Annotated in this window: 17 protein-coding genes; 7 read left to right on the top strand and 10 right to left on the bottom strand. The window is 72.4% G+C overall.

The genetic code is table 11. The features are described from left to right. Both B4M60_RS11750 and B4M60_RS11745 read right to left on the bottom strand, forming a co-directional pair. Positions 1 to 191: alpha-(1->3)-arabinofuranosyltransferase domain-containing protein (locus B4M60_RS11750; RefSeq protein WP_291084048.1), on the bottom strand; the 191-nt coding region annotated here is incomplete at its 3' end. Positions 192 to 216: 25 nt separating this feature from the next. Beyond that, positions 217 to 384 carry a DUF2613 domain-containing protein gene (locus tag B4M60_RS11745; protein WP_291084046.1) on the bottom strand — a complete coding sequence of 56 codons (168 nt, stop codon included), beginning with the start codon at positions 382 to 384 and terminating at the stop codon, positions 217 to 219. 193 nt (positions 385 to 577) lie between these two features. Here B4M60_RS11745 and B4M60_RS11740 point away from each other — a divergent pair, with 193 nt between their 5' ends. The 3 genes from B4M60_RS11740 to B4M60_RS11730 are packed head-to-tail and all read left to right on the top strand — an operon-like array spanning position 578 to position 4,131. Then, positions 578 to 1,204, top strand: coding sequence for a TetR/AcrR family transcriptional regulator (locus tag B4M60_RS11740; RefSeq protein WP_291084044.1), 627 nt, complete (start codon positions 578 to 580; stop codon positions 1,202 to 1,204). Then, positions 1,201 to 3,081 (top strand): long-chain-acyl-CoA synthetase, encoded by a 1,881-nt coding sequence (locus tag B4M60_RS11735; protein WP_291084042.1) that lies wholly within the window; start codon positions 1,201 to 1,203, stop codon positions 3,079 to 3,081. The genes B4M60_RS11740 and B4M60_RS11735 overlap by 4 nt, the downstream gene beginning before the upstream one ends. A 39-nt stretch (positions 3,082 to 3,120) precedes the next feature. Beyond that, positions 3,121 to 4,131 carry an alpha/beta hydrolase gene (locus B4M60_RS11730; protein WP_291084040.1) on the top strand — a complete coding sequence of 337 codons (1,011 nt, stop codon included), beginning with the start codon at positions 3,121 to 3,123 and terminating at the stop codon, positions 4,129 to 4,131. Here the strand turns inward: B4M60_RS11730 and B4M60_RS11725 are convergent. Continuing rightward, complete coding sequence (locus tag B4M60_RS11725) at positions 4,128 to 4,592, bottom strand: nuclear transport factor 2 family protein (RefSeq protein ID WP_291084037.1); 465 nt, start codon at positions 4,590 to 4,592, stop codon at positions 4,128 to 4,130. The genes B4M60_RS11730 and B4M60_RS11725 overlap by 4 nt on opposite strands. After that, positions 4,589 to 5,800, bottom strand: coding sequence for a bifunctional glutamate N-acetyltransferase/amino-acid acetyltransferase ArgJ (gene argJ / locus B4M60_RS11720; protein WP_291084034.1), 1,212 nt, complete (start codon positions 5,798 to 5,800; stop codon positions 4,589 to 4,591). The genes B4M60_RS11725 and argJ overlap by 4 nt, the downstream gene beginning before the upstream one ends. A 277-nt stretch (positions 5,801 to 6,077) precedes the next feature. Between argJ and B4M60_RS11715 the strand changes: the two genes are divergently transcribed. Both B4M60_RS11715 and B4M60_RS11710 read left to right on the top strand, forming a co-directional pair. After that, positions 6,078 to 6,266 carry a hypothetical protein gene (locus B4M60_RS11715; protein WP_291084031.1) on the top strand — a complete coding sequence of 63 codons (189 nt, stop codon included), beginning with the start codon at positions 6,078 to 6,080 and terminating at the stop codon, positions 6,264 to 6,266. Positions 6,267 to 6,421: 155 nt separating this feature from the next. Then, positions 6,422 to 6,889 carry an SRPBCC family protein gene (locus tag B4M60_RS11710; protein WP_291084028.1) on the top strand — a complete coding sequence of 156 codons (468 nt, stop codon included), beginning with the start codon at positions 6,422 to 6,424 and terminating at the stop codon, positions 6,887 to 6,889. Positions 6,890 to 6,980: 91 nt separating this feature from the next. Here the strand turns inward: B4M60_RS11710 and B4M60_RS11705 are convergent, their stop codons facing one another. Further along, a complete protein-coding gene (locus tag B4M60_RS11705; protein ID WP_291084025.1) occupies positions 6,981 to 8,093 on the bottom strand; it encodes an NAD(P)H-dependent flavin oxidoreductase in 1,113 nt (370 codons plus the stop codon). 99 nt (positions 8,094 to 8,192) lie between these two features. Here B4M60_RS11705 and B4M60_RS11700 point away from each other — a divergent pair, with 99 nt between their 5' ends. After that, positions 8,193 to 9,452 carry a glycoside hydrolase family 3 N-terminal domain-containing protein gene (locus B4M60_RS11700; RefSeq protein ID WP_291084022.1) on the top strand — a complete coding sequence of 420 codons (1,260 nt, stop codon included), beginning with the start codon at positions 8,193 to 8,195 and terminating at the stop codon, positions 9,450 to 9,452. A gap of 38 nt (positions 9,453 to 9,490) precedes the next feature. Here B4M60_RS11700 and B4M60_RS11695 read toward each other — a convergent pair whose 3' ends face one another. The 5 genes from B4M60_RS11695 to B4M60_RS11675 all read right to left on the bottom strand — a co-directional run bounded on the left by B4M60_RS11695 (position 9,491) and on the right by B4M60_RS11675 (position 13,296). Continuing rightward, entirely contained in the window at positions 9,491 to 10,120 is a 630-nt protein-coding gene (locus B4M60_RS11695) for a DNA-3-methyladenine glycosylase I (RefSeq protein ID WP_291084019.1), read from the bottom strand. Between the two features lie 63 nt (positions 10,121 to 10,183). Beyond that, on the bottom strand, positions 10,184 to 10,879 hold the full coding sequence (locus B4M60_RS11690; protein ID WP_291084016.1) for a hypothetical protein: 696 nt from the start codon (positions 10,877 to 10,879) through the stop codon (positions 10,184 to 10,186). A gap of 11 nt (positions 10,880 to 10,890) precedes the next feature. Then, on the bottom strand, positions 10,891 to 11,634 hold the full coding sequence (locus tag B4M60_RS11685) for a trimeric intracellular cation channel family protein (RefSeq protein WP_291084013.1): 744 nt from the start codon (positions 11,632 to 11,634) through the stop codon (positions 10,891 to 10,893). Positions 11,635 to 11,644: 10 nt separating this feature from the next. Beyond that, a complete protein-coding gene (locus B4M60_RS11680; RefSeq protein ID WP_291084010.1) occupies positions 11,645 to 12,211 on the bottom strand; it encodes a GtrA family protein in 567 nt (188 codons plus the stop codon). Between the two features lie 17 nt (positions 12,212 to 12,228). Then, positions 12,229 to 13,296: a glutathione S-transferase family protein gene (locus B4M60_RS11675; protein WP_291084007.1), complete on the bottom strand. Its 1,068-nt coding sequence runs from the start codon at positions 13,294 to 13,296 to the stop codon at positions 12,229 to 12,231. 122 nt (positions 13,297 to 13,418) lie between these two features. Between B4M60_RS11675 and B4M60_RS11670 the strand changes: the two genes are divergently transcribed. Beyond that, positions 13,419 to 14,426: a DUF2332 domain-containing protein gene (locus B4M60_RS11670; RefSeq protein ID WP_291084004.1), complete on the top strand. Its 1,008-nt coding sequence runs from the start codon at positions 13,419 to 13,421 to the stop codon at positions 14,424 to 14,426. Positions 14,427 to 14,428 lie beyond the last annotated feature (2 nt).

Raw genomic sequence — 14,428 nt, 5'->3', positions numbered from 1 at the left:
TGACCGCCGAAGGACAGGCCGGTCCACAGGTGGGTGGCCTGCGAGAGGAACCGGCCGGGGTCCACCACGAGGTCGTACTTGGTGTCGGGCGCGATGAGCCCCGGGGACTGCAGGCAGGCCAGGAGCAGGAACGAGAGAAACGCGACGAGCGCGTCGCGCGCGCCGGCACCGAGGCGGATCCCGCGGGTCACCTCTGCCGACGGAGGAGCAGCAGGACTAGCGGGCGCCGTACTCGACCTGGCCGAGGAGGGCCTGGTCGGCGGGCGGCTGCGCGACCTCGGGGATCGTGTTCTCCGCCATCGCGGTGTTCGCGCCGAACGCGACGATGCCGCCGAGGACGATTCCGCCGACTGCGCTGGCGAGCGCTCCGGTACCGAAGCTCATCGAGTTCTCCCTGCGGGTTAACGAGTATGGGGACGATCCGGCAGTGCCGTGGGGCACACCGACGCGAGAAGAGTAGCACCGGCACCGCCCGGTTCGTGCGGAGTGTCTCCCACAAGTCCTTACCGGCGGGTAAGTTGGTGTGGCACACCACACCACACGTCACCGCACCACGACCCCGCCGGGAGGAGGCCCTGTGTCGACGGGGACCAAGCGCATCCCACGCGCCATCCGCGAACAGCAGATGCTGGACTCCGCGATCGCCGTGTTCTCCGACCTCGGCTACCGGTCGGCCTCGATGGACACCATCGCCCGCCACGCCAACATCTCCAAGCCGATGCTGTACCTCTACTACGGCTCCAAGGAGGAACTGTTCTCCGCGTGCGTGGTCCGGGAGTCCGGCCGCCTCATCGACCACCTCACCTCCGCCACCGCGGCCAGCACCGGCGCGCGGAACAGGCTGGAGAGCGTGGTGGAGGCGTTCCTCGACTACGTGGACTCCCACGCCGACTCATGGAACGTGGTGTACCGCCAGGCCGTCGCCGAACCCGCGTTCAGCGAGGAGGTGGAGAGGACCCGCACGGTCCTCGTGGACCTCACCACCGACCTGCTCGCGCAGAACTCGGTGGACGGGCGCAGCCGGGACGTGCTCGAGGTGGTCGCCACCGCCCTCGTCGGGGCCGGTGAGGCCGTCGCCGACCGCGTCGCGCACCGGTCCATCCCCAAGTCGGTGGCCGCCGGCGTCGTCGTCGACCTCGCCTGGCGCGGCCTCGCAGGCGATCCCGCCAAGTCACTCCCCACCCCGAACGAGGAGAAGCCGTGACCGCGAAGACCCCAGTCTCGACCCGCCCCGCATCGCAGGGCGCCCGCACGCTCGGCCCGCTCGACCTGGCCAGGGGGCTGCCCTCCCTGGTGGCCGACCTGCCCACGGTCCTCAACGGCCTGCGGATCGTCCGGACCTCCCGCAGCAGCGACCCGGTGTCCATCGGCAGCAAGTTCCAGGAACTGGCGGCCGCGCAGCCCGACGCCCCGTTCCTGCGCTTCCTCGGCACGGAGGTCACCTACGGGGAGGCCAACCGCCGCGCCAACCGCGTCGCCGAGATCCTCAAAGCACGCGGGGTGCAGCGCGGGGACACCGTGGGCATCTGCATGGTCAACCGCACCGAGGTCATGCTGGCGATCCTGGGGGCGGTCAAGGTCGGCGCCTCGGTGGGCCTGCTCAACCACCACCAGCGCGGCGAGGTGCTGGATCACTCCCAGAAGATCCTCGGCTCCACGGTCGTCCTCATCGGCGCCGAGTGCGCCGAGGCCGCCGGAACGATCCCCCGCGAGAACTGGGTCGGCGAGCTGATCGCCGTGGGGTCCGACCTCGACCTGCCGTTCCGCGACTTCACCGCCGGCCACCGCCCCGACGAGCTGTCGGACCTGACGTGGCTCGAGGACGAGTTGGCCGCCCTCGGGGAGGACGCCGGCGCCACCAACCCGCCGGAGGCCGAGCAGACCCTCGGCAGCGAGACCGCCTACTACGTGTTCACCTCGGGCACCACGGGACTGCCCAAGGCCTCGACCATGACCCACTACCGCTGGAACCGGGCGCTGGCCGGGTTCGGGCTGTCCGGGGTGCGGCTGAAGAAGGACGACGTCCTGCTCTGCCCGCTGCCGATGTACCACAACAACGCGCTCACGGTCGGCCTCGGCTGCGTGCTGGCCTCCGGCGCGTGCCTGGCGATCGAGGAGCACTTCTCGGCCTCGAGGTTCTGGGACCAGGCCCGCGCGGCGGGCGCGACCGCCGCCGTCTACATCGGCGAGATCTGCCGCTACCTGCTCAACCAGGATCCCACCCCGGGCGACCGCGACCACTCCGTCCGCGTGATGACGGGCAACGGACTCCGCCCGGAGATCTGGACCGAGTTCCAGCAGCGCTTCGGCCTCGACCGGATCTGCGAGTTCTACGCCGCCAGCGAATGCAACATCGCGTTCGTCAACGCCTTCAACGTCCCCAAGACCACCGGGTACTGCCCCATGGACTTCGCGATCGTCGACTACGACCCCGACACCGGCGAGCCCCGACGCGGCCGGAACGGGCGGCTGACCAAGGTGGGCAAGGGCAAGATCGGCCTGCTCATCAGCGGCATCTCCGACTCCCAGCCGTTCGACGGCTACACCGACCCCGAGGCCACGGAGAAGAAGATCATCCGCGACGCCTTCACCGACGGCGACGCCTGGTTCGTCTCGGGCGACCTCATGCTGGACCAGGGCCTCAAGCACGCCTCCTTTGTCGACCGGCTCGGCGACACCTTCCGGTGGAAGGGGGAGAACGTCGCCACCACCGAGGTCGAGTCCGCGGTCGCCGCGCGCCCCGAGGTCGACCAGGCCGTGGTCTACGGCGTCCCGGTGCCGGGGGCCGACGGCAAGGCCGGCATGGCCGCCGTGCGGCTGCACGACCGCTCCGACTTCGACGGGCAGGCGCTCGCGGAGCACCTCCGGCGGTCGCTGCCGTCCTACGCGGTCCCGCTGTTCATCCGGCTGTCCAAGGAGCTCGAGCAGACCTCCACCTACAAGAGTCGCAAGACCGAACTGAGGGAGCAGGCGTTCGACACGTCGACGTTCGACGACCCGCTCTACGTGTTGTCCTCGGAGAAGGGCTACATCCCGTTCTACGATGGCGCCGAGACCGACGTCGTGGCCGGGAAGGCCTGAGCCCGCAGTCGGCAGCCCCCGGAGGAGGTGAGCCGCCGCATGCCCAGCCGTCGCGCGGCCCGTCCCCGTTCCGACCTCACCCGCCGCTCGGTCCTCGTCGGGCTCTCCGCGGGAGTCGGTGGCGCGGCCGGCTGGGCGCTGACCTCGGTACTGGGTCGCGGCCACGACGGGACCACCCCCCACGCGGGCCAGGACGAGGAGTCGGTCGCACCGCGACCGTACGTCCCGCCGGAGGGCGCGGTCCGGGTGCGTGAACCCCGCCGGCTCTTCTACGACGAGCCGGGCGACACCGACGGGCAGACCTTCGGCGACCTGTACGTGCCCGACTCCGCCAACCCGGCCCTGCCGGTGGTGGTGCTGATCCACGGCGGCGGGTGGAGGGACTCGCTCGGCCTGACCTACATGGAGAACCAGGCGCGCGACCTCGCCTCGTTCGACGTGGCGGTGTGGAACGTCGAGTACCGCAGGGTCGACTCCGGCGGCGGCTGGCCCACCACCGTCGCGGACGTCTGCGCGGCCGTCGACCACCTCGCCGAGGTCTCCGCACAGCTCGGGGGTCGACTCGACCTGCGGCGGGTGGTGGTGGCCGGGCACTCCGCCGGCGGCCACCTGGCCCTGTGGGTCGCCGGCCGCGCGCGGCTACCGTCCTCGCAGCCGGGCGCCCGCCCGGTGGTCCCCGTGTCCGGGTGCGTGTCCCTGGCCGGGGTCGCCGACCTGATCATGGCCGAGCGCGCGGGGGACCGCTACGTGGCGGACCTCCTCGGCGGACGCCCCGACACGCGCCGCCAGCGCTACCTCGACGCCTCCCCCGTCTCGCACCTGCCCACCGGCGTCCCGGTGGTGTGCATCCACGGCCGCGACGACACGGTGGTGCTTCCCGAGCAGTCCGAGGCCTACGTCCGCGCCGCGCGCCGGGCCGGCGACCCGGCGCGCGTCTCCCTGGTCCCCGGCGGCCACGACCCGTGGGGCGATATCTCCGGGCAGGTGTGGCACCGGACCCGCGACACCCTCCTGACCATGGCCCGCCGCAGCCCCAACCCGGCGGGCTAGGTCCGGCCGGTGTCCACCCGGATGCGCTCGAGGCGCCGGTACGAGATCAGCCACCGACCGTCCACCCGGCGGTAGCGCTCGTGGTAGTGCCCCCAGCCGTGGAGCCACCTCTCGCGGCCGTCGACCGTCCACCACAGTCGGTCCTCCATCGCCCAGATCCCGGTGGCGGTGGGCTCGCCGGTGGTCGGGTCCGGGCCCGTCAGCTCCAGCAACGGGGTGTGTCCGTGGTGGACGCTCGTCACCGGGTTCGCGCCGTCGAGCGTCTCGCGGATCGCGGCGGTGAGCGCCTCCCGGCCACGCACCTCGGCCGGGCCGCCGACGCCCGCCCAGGACTCGCTGACCACGTCCTCGGTGTGGCACGGCCCGTAGGCGTCCCACCGCCTGGTGTCCATCACGTGCAGGCGGCGGGCGAAGACCGCGCGGATCGCCTCGAGATCGGCCGCCGGGTCGGCCGCGCTCACGTCGTGTAATCCGCGTTGATCGAGATGTACTCGCGCGAGAGGTCGCAGCCGTAGACCGTGCAGGCCCCGTCGGCGGCACCGCCCTCCACGCCGAGGTCCACCGCGATGGTGACCTCCTCCGCCCGCATGATCTCGGTGAGCCGCTCGAGCTCGGCCTCGCCCGGGAACGCGGGGTAGGTCTCGAGGTCGCCGAAGACGATCCGCACCCGCTCCGGGTCGATGTCGGTGTCCTCGTGGCACTTGCCGATCGCCATGGCCACCCGGCCCCAGTTGGGATCGGCGCCGTGCACGGCGGTCTTGACCAGTGGGGAGTTGAGGATCGCCTTGGCCACCCGCTTGGCCTGCGCCCGGTCGCGCGCCCCGGTCACCTCGACGCTGAGGAGCTTGGTCGCGCCCTCGCCGTCGCGCGCGAGCTGGCGGGTCAGGTCCAGGCAGACCGCCTCCAACGCCTCGCGGAGTTCGACCTCACCGACCGGGTCGCCCGACCCGCTGGCCAGCGCGATCGCGGTGTCCGAGGTCGAGGTGTCCGTGTCGACGGAGAGGCAGTTGAAGGTCCGGTCCACCGCGGCCCTGAACGCCGCGTCCAGCACCTCCGGCTCCACGGCGGCGTCGGTGAGCAGCACGGCGATCATCGTGGCCATGTCCGGTTCGATCATCCCGACCCCCTTGGCCATGCCCACGACCCGGGCGGTGCCCCCCGTCGTCGTCGTCACCTCCACCTGGGCGGTCTTGGGGTGGGTGTCCGTGGTCATCATCGCCGCCGCCAGCGCGACCGCGTCGGCGTCGAACCGGGCGCCCGCCAACCCGTCGAGGTGCGCGCGCAGCACCGGCATGGGGTAGCGCCGACCGATCACGCCGGTGGACGCGATGAGCATGTCCTGCGGCGCCGCGCCCACGGCCCCGGCCGCGCGCTCGAGCACCTCGCGGGCGTCGGCCAGTCCCTGCTCGCCGGTGGCGACGTTGGCGTTCTTCGCCACCACCACCACGCCGCGCGCCCGCCCGGACGCCGCGTTGGCGCGGCTGAGCACGACCGACGGCCCGGCGAAGAGGGACCGGGTGAACACCGCGGACGAGGCCGGGGAGGGACCGTCGTTGACGACGACAAAGAGGTCGTCGCCCGAGTCCCGGAGGCCCGCGGCCCCCGCGTGGGCCCGGAAGCCCGCGGGCAGGGGGGTCGGTTCGGCTGCACGGTCACGGAGGGCGCTCATGGCGTCCATTGTCCCCGAGCGCCGGGGCGCGGTGGAGCGCACCCGGCACCCGAGGGTGAGCGTCTTCACAGCTGAGAAGTGCCCGCGCCGCCCACCTGGGGAGATAAGCCCGCCCCCCGGTGATCCGCCCCCGGTCCTGCCCGCTCGGGGGTGCCCGTGTCGGATCCCCGCCGTAACGTCGGGTGTCCAGTCCGGGATGTACATCACGAGTCCATCACGGACTGCCATACGAGAGGCGGCGCACCCCGGCGCCGCCCGCAACGAAAGGGGTCCCCTCATGGGTTCCATCACCGACATCGCTCTTGGCTCCGTCAACGCCACCAACGCCCTCATCGACCTCGGCTCGACCGCCGGCACCGCCGCGCTCGGCGCGGGCTCGGCTGCGGGCGACGTGTTCCAGGCCCTGCCGGCCCAGATCATCAGCATCCTCTCCAGCCTGATCAGCGGCATCAGCTCCAACGTCTGAGCCGACGCGCCTCACGGCGCACCGCCCGGTCTCGACTCCGGTCGACCCGGGTGCGCATCGACACCGGCCTCCGCCTTCGCGGGGGCCGGTGTCCGCGTCTGCGGGCGGGTCCACGGACGCGCGTGACCCGCGCCGCGTGCCGGTACCCTCGTGTCATGCAGCTCGAGCTCTCCCGGCACGTCGGCGCCGACCCGGACACCGTGTGGTCGGTCCTGACCGACATCCCCGCCGCGCCCCTCACCCTGGGCGGCGTCCTCGCGGTCGAGATCCTCACTCCCGGCCCTTACCTGCCCGGACTGCGCTGGCGCGAGACGCGGAAGATGTTCGGGATGAAGGCGACCGAGGAGATGATGGTGCTGGCCGCCGAGCCGCCGCACTCCACCACGATCGTCGCCGAGAACGGCGGGACCGAGTACCGGACCGTCTTCACCGTGACCCCGGACGCCGACGGCCCCGGGTCGACGCTACGGATGCACTTCGGCGCCGAGACCGCCCACGCGCCGGCGATCTCGCGCGTCGTCATGGCGCTGATGGGTGGCGTGGCCGAGAGGTCGACCCGCAAGACCATGGAGCGGGACCTGGCGGACATCGCGGCGGAGGCCGAGCGCCGCGCGTCCGCCTGACCCCGCCTGACCCCGCCTGACCCCGCCCGTCCGCCCGACCCCGCCCGACCGCCCGACCCCGCCCGAATCCGCTACCGCGTCCGGGACTCCGCTACCCGGATCCGGGTAGCGACGGGCGCGCCCGGGTAGCGGATCGGCTGCCGCGGTCCCACAGCTCGGCCACGATCTCCCCTGCCGGGCGCCCCGCGTACGCGTCCGACTCGCGCCACCCCGATCCGGCCCACAGCGGCGGGACCTCCACGTCACCCGCCCGCGAGGCGGCCCCACGCATCGGCCCGGTGAGAATGTGCAGGTGGGGGTAGGCCGGCGGCGCGAGAGGGTCGAACTCCGCGACGAACCCGTTGACCAGGGCGCGCGCGTAGCGGCCGGTGTAGCACCTCGTCGGCCGCGACTCGGTGAAGCGGGGATCGGCGAGCGCCGCCCGGTGCAGGGCGCTCGTTCCGGCCTCGGGGGTCCGGAGCAGGACCGTGCCGAGCTGGATCCCGTCCGCCCCCGCGGCGAGGACCGCGGCGACATCGGCCGGGGTGCTGATCCCGCCGGCGGCCACGAACTGCGCGTCCGGCAGCGCCGCCCGGACCGCCCGGACGAGCTCCACGGTGCCGATCTCGTCGGGCCGCTCGGCGACCGTGGTGGTCGAGCGGTGCCCGCCGGCCTCGGCGCTCTGCACCGAGAGCCAGTCGGCCCCCGCCTCCATCGCCCGGCGGGCATCCCCCACCCCGGCCACGGTGACGACCACCGCCGACCCCACCTCCTGCAGCGCCCGGACCACCCCTGCCCCGGGGATCCCGAAGGTGAACGACACCACCGGGACCGGGTCCTGGACCAGCGCGGCGAGGGTCGCGGCCTGGTCGAAGTCCGTGAACGCCGGAGCCTCTGCCAACGCGATCCCGAGCCTGTCGGCGACCGGGGCGATCGCGGCGGAGTAGCGATCGAGGGCGGCCACCCCGCCCGCCGCGGCGAGCGCCGCCGCGGAATCCGCGGGATCCAGGAGGAAGACGTTCACCCCGAAGGGCGCCCCGGTGACCGCGCGGACCCGGGCGATCTCCTCGCGGGTGGCGTCGGCGTCGAGGTACCCCGAGCCGATCATCCCCATTCCGCCCGCCTCGCCGACCGCGGCGATGAGCGCCGGGGTCGTGGGTCCGCCGGCCATCGGTGCCCCGATCACGGGTCGGCGCAGGCGAGACGGGAGCACACGGTCGATCATGGCTGAGACGGTACTCCCGGGTGGGATCGCCCCGAGCGGGTGAACGGTCGGCGAACTCCGTCCGCGGTCTCCGCGATGCGCCGGGCTACATTTGACCCCGTGTCCCCTCCCCTCCGGCGCCGCCTGACGGTCTCCGTCCTGGCCGCCGTGCTCGTGCTGGCGGGGTGCGGTGTCGACGACGGGGGAGACGCCACGGAGGCCGCCGCCCCCGCGGCCCCCGAGGCCCCGGCCGCCCCGGCGCTACCGTGCGAGTCGCCGCTGGACTCCCTCACCCAGCGAGAGCGGATCGCGCAGTTGTTCACCGTCGGGGTGGCCTCGATGGCCGACGCCCGACGTGCGGTCGAGGAGTTCAGGATCGGCGGGATCTTCCTCGGCGGCGCCGTGGTGGGCGAGGCGGTCTCCGGCGACGGACTGTCGCGCCTGAAGGAGGACTCCCCCCTGCCCTTGCTCGTGGCGATCGACGAGGAGGGCGGGCGCGTGTCCCGCATCTCGCCCTTCGCGGGGCCCCTCCCGTCCGCCCGCGTCATGGCCGCCACCATGAGCCCCGACGAGGTCCGCTCGGCCGCACGAACCCGCGGGGAGTTCCTCCGCGGGATGGGCGTGACCGTGGACTTCGCCCCGTCCGTCGACGTGTCCGACCAGCCCGACGGGGCGGTGATCGGCGACCGCTCCTTCTCCCCCGACCCCGTCCGCGTCGCCAGCTACGCCCGCGCGTTCGCCTCCGGGCTGCTGGACGCCGGGGTGACCCCCGTCTTCAAGCACTTCCCCGGCCACGGCCGCTCGTCCGGTGACAGCCACCACCAGTCGGTGACGGTTCCCCCGCTCGACCAACTGGTTCCGCACGACCTGAGGCCGTTCGCCGAACTCGCCCTGACCCCCGGCGCCGGGATGATGCTGGGGCACCAGCAGGTGCCCGGCCTCACCGGGGTCGACCGGCCCGCGTCCCTGTCCCCCGCCGCGTACCGCCTGCTGCGTGAGGGACGCGGATACGGCGCCCCTCCGTTCACCGGGGTGATCTTCACCGACGACCTGTCCGGGATGCGCGCGGTGACCGACAACTTCCCCCTGCCGCAGGCGGTGGCGGAGTCGCTCATCGCCGGGGCGGACTCGCCGCTGTGGATCACCACCGCCGGCATCCCCCAGGCCCTCGACGCCGTCGAGCGCGCCCTCGCCGACGGCGCTCTGAGCAGGGCGGACCTGGACCGGTCGCTCGCCCGGGTGGCGACCCTGCGCGGGATCCCGGGGTGCCTGAGCGTGCCGTCCCCCGGGCAGGTCCCGGGGGCGGGGGCGCTGGCCGCTCCGTCCCCCGCCCTCCCGCCGCGCCCCGGGCTCCCCGCGCTGCCGCGCCCGCCGGCCTGAGTCGGGGCGGGTCCGGGGCTGGGGCCGGGGCGGGGCGATCAGCTCACCCCCTCCCGCGTCCAGAGCCCCGAACTCCCGCGTCGATGCGAGTCCATCAGGTGCGTGTCCACCACCCCGATGGCCTCCATCAGGGCGAACACGGTCACGGGCCCGACAAAGCCGAAACCTCGACGCTTGAGGTCCGCGGCCAGCGCCTCCGACTCCGGGGAACGGCTCGGCACCTCGTCCATGGTCCGCGGCTCCGGGGTCCGCTCGGGCCGATAGGACCAGACCAACTCCGCGAGCCCGCCCTCGTCCCGCAGCGCCACGGTCGCGCGGGCGTTGGCGATGGTCGCGTCGATCTTGCGCCGGTTGCGCACGATGCGGGCGTCGGCCATGAGCCGGTCGACGTCCGTGTCGCCGAAACCCGCGACCGCGTCCGGGGAGAAGCCGGAGAACGCCTCGCGGAACGCCGGGCGCTTCCGCAGGATCGTCAGCCAGCTCAGGCCCGACTGGAAACCCTCCAGCGCCAGCCTCTCGAAGATCCCGGACTCCTCGCGGACCGGCATCCCCCATTCCGTGTCGTAGTACTCCCTCAGCAGCGGGTCCCGCGCCGCCCAGGGCGGTCGCCTCACCCCGTCCTCGCACAGCACCGCGCCGCCGAGCCGATCCGGCTGGTTCTCCGCCATCTCTCCCCCTCGAGTCCGTCCGTCCACCCGGTCCCCGGTGGACGCCGTCACCCTAGGTGCGCGCTACGACATCACCCCGGTGAGCTGCGCGATCCGCACGGCCGCCAGGACGACGAGCGCCACCCCCACCACGAGGGTGAGCACCCGCCCGGCCACCTTCCCGTAGGCGAGGAACCGGTCGATCCTGCGGGTCGCGGCGACGATCCCGGAGGAGTCGACCCGGGTCAGCGCGACGATCAGTCCGACACTGGGCAGGATGGCGATGATCGCGAAGAACAGGATCTGCAGCAGCTTCGACCACCAGGGCGTCTGTGCGAACGAGATGAGCACCATGCCCGCGGCGAACGGCGCCGAGGTTGCCGACTGGATCACGCCCATCGAGACGCCGGTGGCCGCGATGCCGAACTTCTGCAGCACGCTCTGCGTCAGGGGCGCCTCGACGTTCTCCTCCCTGGCCTCGGCCGGGGTGCGCAGTCCCATCACCGTGATGACCGCGCCGACCGCCCCGAGGACGACCATCGCCCAGAGGCTGTGGAACAGGCCTCGGATGAACTCCTGGTTGTTGCCGATCACCCACACCGACACCAGGGACAGCAGGATGATCCCGCAGAACGCACCGCCGGTGAAGCGGGCGGAGCGGGGGGTGAACCCTCCCCCGCGGCCTGCGGAGGTGAGCCACAGCCCCGCGATCACGGCGAACGCCAGGAGGTTCACCGAATCGATCGCCGCGAATCCCAGCAGGCTCAGGTAATACTGCACGTCGGCCAACCCTACCGGCGCGAACCCGGGGCGCCGCCGTCGCCGCCGCCGCCCTCGTCGTCGTCGTCTCCCCTACCCGGTCGGCCGAAGACGGAGTCCTCCCGTCGCCGGCGCACGTCGATACCGCGCACGGTCCACCCCCGCATGGGAGCCGGGACCCGCCACTGCATCCGCCAGGCGAGCATCCTGAACGCGAACACGAACGTGGGGATGAGGATCGACGCCGCCGGGCCCCACAGCCCCGTGCCCACCGCCAGTGCGGTGAGGGCCGCCCCGGTGGTGGCCGGGATGACGTATAGATCGGAGCCGTTGAACACCGCCGGGATCTCGTTGGCCACCACGTCGCGCAGCAGGCCGCCGCCGACGGCCGTCGTCACCCCGAGCAGCAGCGCGGACACGATCGGCATCCCGTGGTTGAGCGCGCGGACGGTACCGAAGGTGCAGAACAGGCCGAGGCCGGCGGCGTCGAAGACGACGATGAAGAGCCGCACCCGGTGGACCAGGCTGCCGAGCAGGTAGACCGCGGCGGCGGCGAGGAACGGCGGGACCAGGTAGATCGGCTCGGACAGCGCGAGCGGCGTCACCCCGAGCAGGACGTCCCGGATGATCCCCCCGCCCAGGCCCGCGAGCAGCCCCAGCACGAGACCGCCGGTGATGTCGATGTCCTTGCGGGCGGCCAGCAGGTTCCCCGACACGGCGAAGAAGAACACGCCGATGAGGTCGAGGACCAGCAGCAGGGTCGGCGTCGACTCCACGCCCGGCCCCCTAGACCGCCGCGCCCGCGGTGGAGCGCGCGTGGTGGCGGCGCCGGACCGCGCGGAACGTCCAGAGCTTGTTGATGACGAAGTTGATCGGCATCGTCAGCACGATCGTCAGAAGCTGACTCCAGTACTCGCGGGAGTGGACCCCCGCGTCCTCGTGCCACCACGGCTCCGGCAGGTAGAGCGGGGAGGTGGGGTTGGTGAAGGCCAGCTTGATGAAGATGCCCGCCGCCGCGGCCACCGAGCCCACCACGAGGAACGGCCAGAACTCGTGCCAGAACGGTGCCTTGTGCCCCTTGCCGAACGTCCAGTGCCGGTTGAGCATGAAGTTGTAGACGTTGGCCACCAGGAACGCGACGATCCAGACCAGGGTGGTGAAGCGGAAGTTGAACTGAGTCCCGCCGATCGGGAACAGGATGTCCTGCGCGTTCTGGATGCCGCCGTTGGCCTTGTTCATCAGGACCGTGACGATCATGTTGACGATCATCCCGGAACCGCCGACGATGCCGAACATGACGAACTGTCGGGCGCTGTTGCGGTAGCGACCGGGTTCGCTGGGGGCCGGGTTCACAACGAACCAGTCTAGGGCTAGTCCGCTCCGTGACCCGCAGGGACGCGCTCGGCGGGGTTGGCGATGGGGCCCGGCGCGGTGCCGTCACCGAACGGCCTGCCTCCCAGTTCCTCGCGGTGATGCGGGGAGAGGAGGTTGCCCATCGCCGGGCCCTTGGGCACGACCCCGGTCGGGTTGACGTCCCGGTGGACGGCGTAGTAGTGCTCCTTGATCTGCGGGAAGTCGCAGGTGTCCCCGAAGCCGGGCGTCTGGAACAGGTCGCGCAGGTAACCCCACAGCGCGGGCATCTCGGTGATCTTGCTGCGGTTGGCCTTGAAGTGGCCGTGGTACACGGGGTCGAACCGCACGAGCGTGGTGAACAGGCGGATGTCCGCGGCGGTGATCGTGTCGCCGACGAGGTAGCGACGGGTGGTCAGCCGCTCCTCCAGCCTGTCCAGCGACGCCCACAGCTCGTCGTAGGCCTTCTCGTAGGCGCCCTGGTCGGCGGCGAACCCACAGCGGTACACCCCGTTGTTGACCGTGGGGTAGATCCACGAGTCCAGCTCGTCGATCTCGGCGCGGTGCTCGTCCGGGTACAGGTCCGGCGCGCCGTCGCGGTGGAAGGCGGACCACTCGGTCAGCAGGTCGAAGTTGAGCTTCTGGTAGGCGTTGGTCACGACCGACCTCGTGGGCAGGTCCACGAGCGCGGGGACCGTGATGCCCCTCGGGTAGTCGGGGATCCGGTTGAAGTAGGCCTCCTGGAGGCGCTGCAGGCCGGTGACCGGGTCGCGGCCGTCCGGATCGAGGTCGAAGGTCCAGGAGTTGATGTCGTGGGTCGGGCCGGCCAGGCCCATCGAGATGGCGTCCTCAAGGCCCATGAGGCGGCGGACGATGATCGTGCGGCTGGCCCACGGGCAGGCGCGGGCGGCCATGAGACGGTAGCGGCCGGCCTCGACGGGCCAGCGCATCTCGCCGATCGTCCCGCCCACCGGGTCCGAGCCCGCCGGGAGCTCCGCCACCACACGGTCGTTGATGTAGGTGGCGTCCCGGACGAACTCGCCGTCCGTCGACGCGTTCTTGGCCGCGATGAAATCGGTGTCTGCCATGGGTGTCTCCTGGGGTCGTCGGCGCGCCACTTGGTTGATATATCACCAAACATACCCGGTCCCCGGGACTCCCGCCACCACTTCCGCCGTATCGCGTCCTTTCGATGTGCCACCCTTGGCTCATGGACTCCGCGCATGTCGACGACGTCCCCACCCGCTACGCCGACTTCGCCGAGTTCGAGGTCCGCGGCCGGACCCCCGTCTACCTGGCCTGGGCCCGCGGCGTCTCCCTGGACCCGGAGACGTGCGCGCTCATCGGGAGCCTGCCCCGGATCAAGCGGCAACCCGCACTGGTCTTCGCCTCCGCCCGGCACGCCGGCGCACCCGAGACGGAGGACTACGCCCGGTTCCGCGACTTCGTCCACGCCCACTGGCCCGAGATCGAGCGCATCGCGCTCTCCCACGCCACGCAGACCAACGAGGCCAAGCGGTGCGCGGTGCTCCTGCCGTTCCTGTCCCTGCTGCCCAAACCGCTCTCGCTGGTCGAGATGGGCGCCTCCGCCGGTCTGTGTCTCTATCCGGACAGGTACGCCTATCGGTACACGCTCGACGGAGGAGTGACCCGCGAACTGCGACCCGACGGCGCCGACGACCGCACCCCGGTCCTGGACTGCGCCCTCCGCGACGGCGTGCCGACGCCGCGCACCCTGCCGGAGGTGGTCCATCGCGGTGGCGTGGATCTGTCCCCGATCGACCCGGCGGACGCCGAGTCGCGGGCCTGGCTGCGCAGCCTGATCTGGCCCGGACAGCAGGCCGAGCGCGTGCCGCGCCTGGACGCCGCGCTCGACATCGCCGCCGCCGATCCTCCTCGGATCCTCGCCGGCGACCTCGTGGAGAGGGTCTCGGACGCCGTGGCCGCGTGCCCCCAGGGCTCTACGCCAGTAGTGTTCCACACGGCGGTGCTCGGCTACCTCGAGCCGCCGGCACGCGCGGAGTTCGTCCGCCGGGTCGCCCGGCTGGGCTGCGTGTGGATCTCGGTGGAGGGGGTGACCCTCCTGCCGGACGTCGCCGAGCAGGTCCCCGAGTCGATCCGGCGCCACAAGGGCATCTTCGTCGTCGCCGTCAACGGCCGGCCGCTGGCCACGGCCCACGGCCACGGAGACTGGGTCCGCGCGCTCGACCCCGAGTGATC

The sequence above is a fragment of the Dietzia sp. UBA5065 genome (assembly GCA_002415925.1).
In the GTDB taxonomy this organism is placed as follows: domain Bacteria; phylum Actinomycetota; class Actinomycetes; order Mycobacteriales; family Mycobacteriaceae; genus Dietzia.
Note: the sequence above shows the minus strand (reverse complement) of the source record. Positions and strands in the feature narration are given on the sequence as shown.

Coding starts and splice junctions, on each gene's coding strand:
- B4M60_RS11745 (WP_291084046.1), bottom strand. CDS start 384: ATGAGCTTCGGTACCGGAGCGCTCGCCAGCGCAGTCGGCGGAATCGTC.
- B4M60_RS11730 (WP_291084040.1), top strand. CDS start 3,121: ATGCCCAGCCGTCGCGCGGCCCGTCCCCGTTCCGACCTCACCCGCCGC.
- argJ (WP_291084034.1), bottom strand. CDS start 5,800: ATGAGCGCCCTCCGTGACCGTGCAGCCGAACCGACCCCCCTGCCCGCG.
- B4M60_RS11715 (WP_291084031.1), top strand. CDS start 6,078: ATGGGTTCCATCACCGACATCGCTCTTGGCTCCGTCAACGCCACCAAC.
- B4M60_RS11710 (WP_291084028.1), top strand. CDS start 6,422: ATGCAGCTCGAGCTCTCCCGGCACGTCGGCGCCGACCCGGACACCGTG.
- B4M60_RS11705 (WP_291084025.1), bottom strand. CDS start 8,093: ATGATCGACCGTGTGCTCCCGTCTCGCCTGCGCCGACCCGTGATCGGG.
- B4M60_RS11695 (WP_291084019.1), bottom strand. CDS start 10,120: ATGGCGGAGAACCAGCCGGATCGGCTCGGCGGCGCGGTGCTGTGCGAG.
- B4M60_RS11675 (WP_291084007.1), bottom strand. CDS start 13,296: ATGGCAGACACCGATTTCATCGCGGCCAAGAACGCGTCGACGGACGGC.
- B4M60_RS11670 (WP_291084004.1), top strand. CDS start 13,419: ATGGACTCCGCGCATGTCGACGACGTCCCCACCCGCTACGCCGACTTC.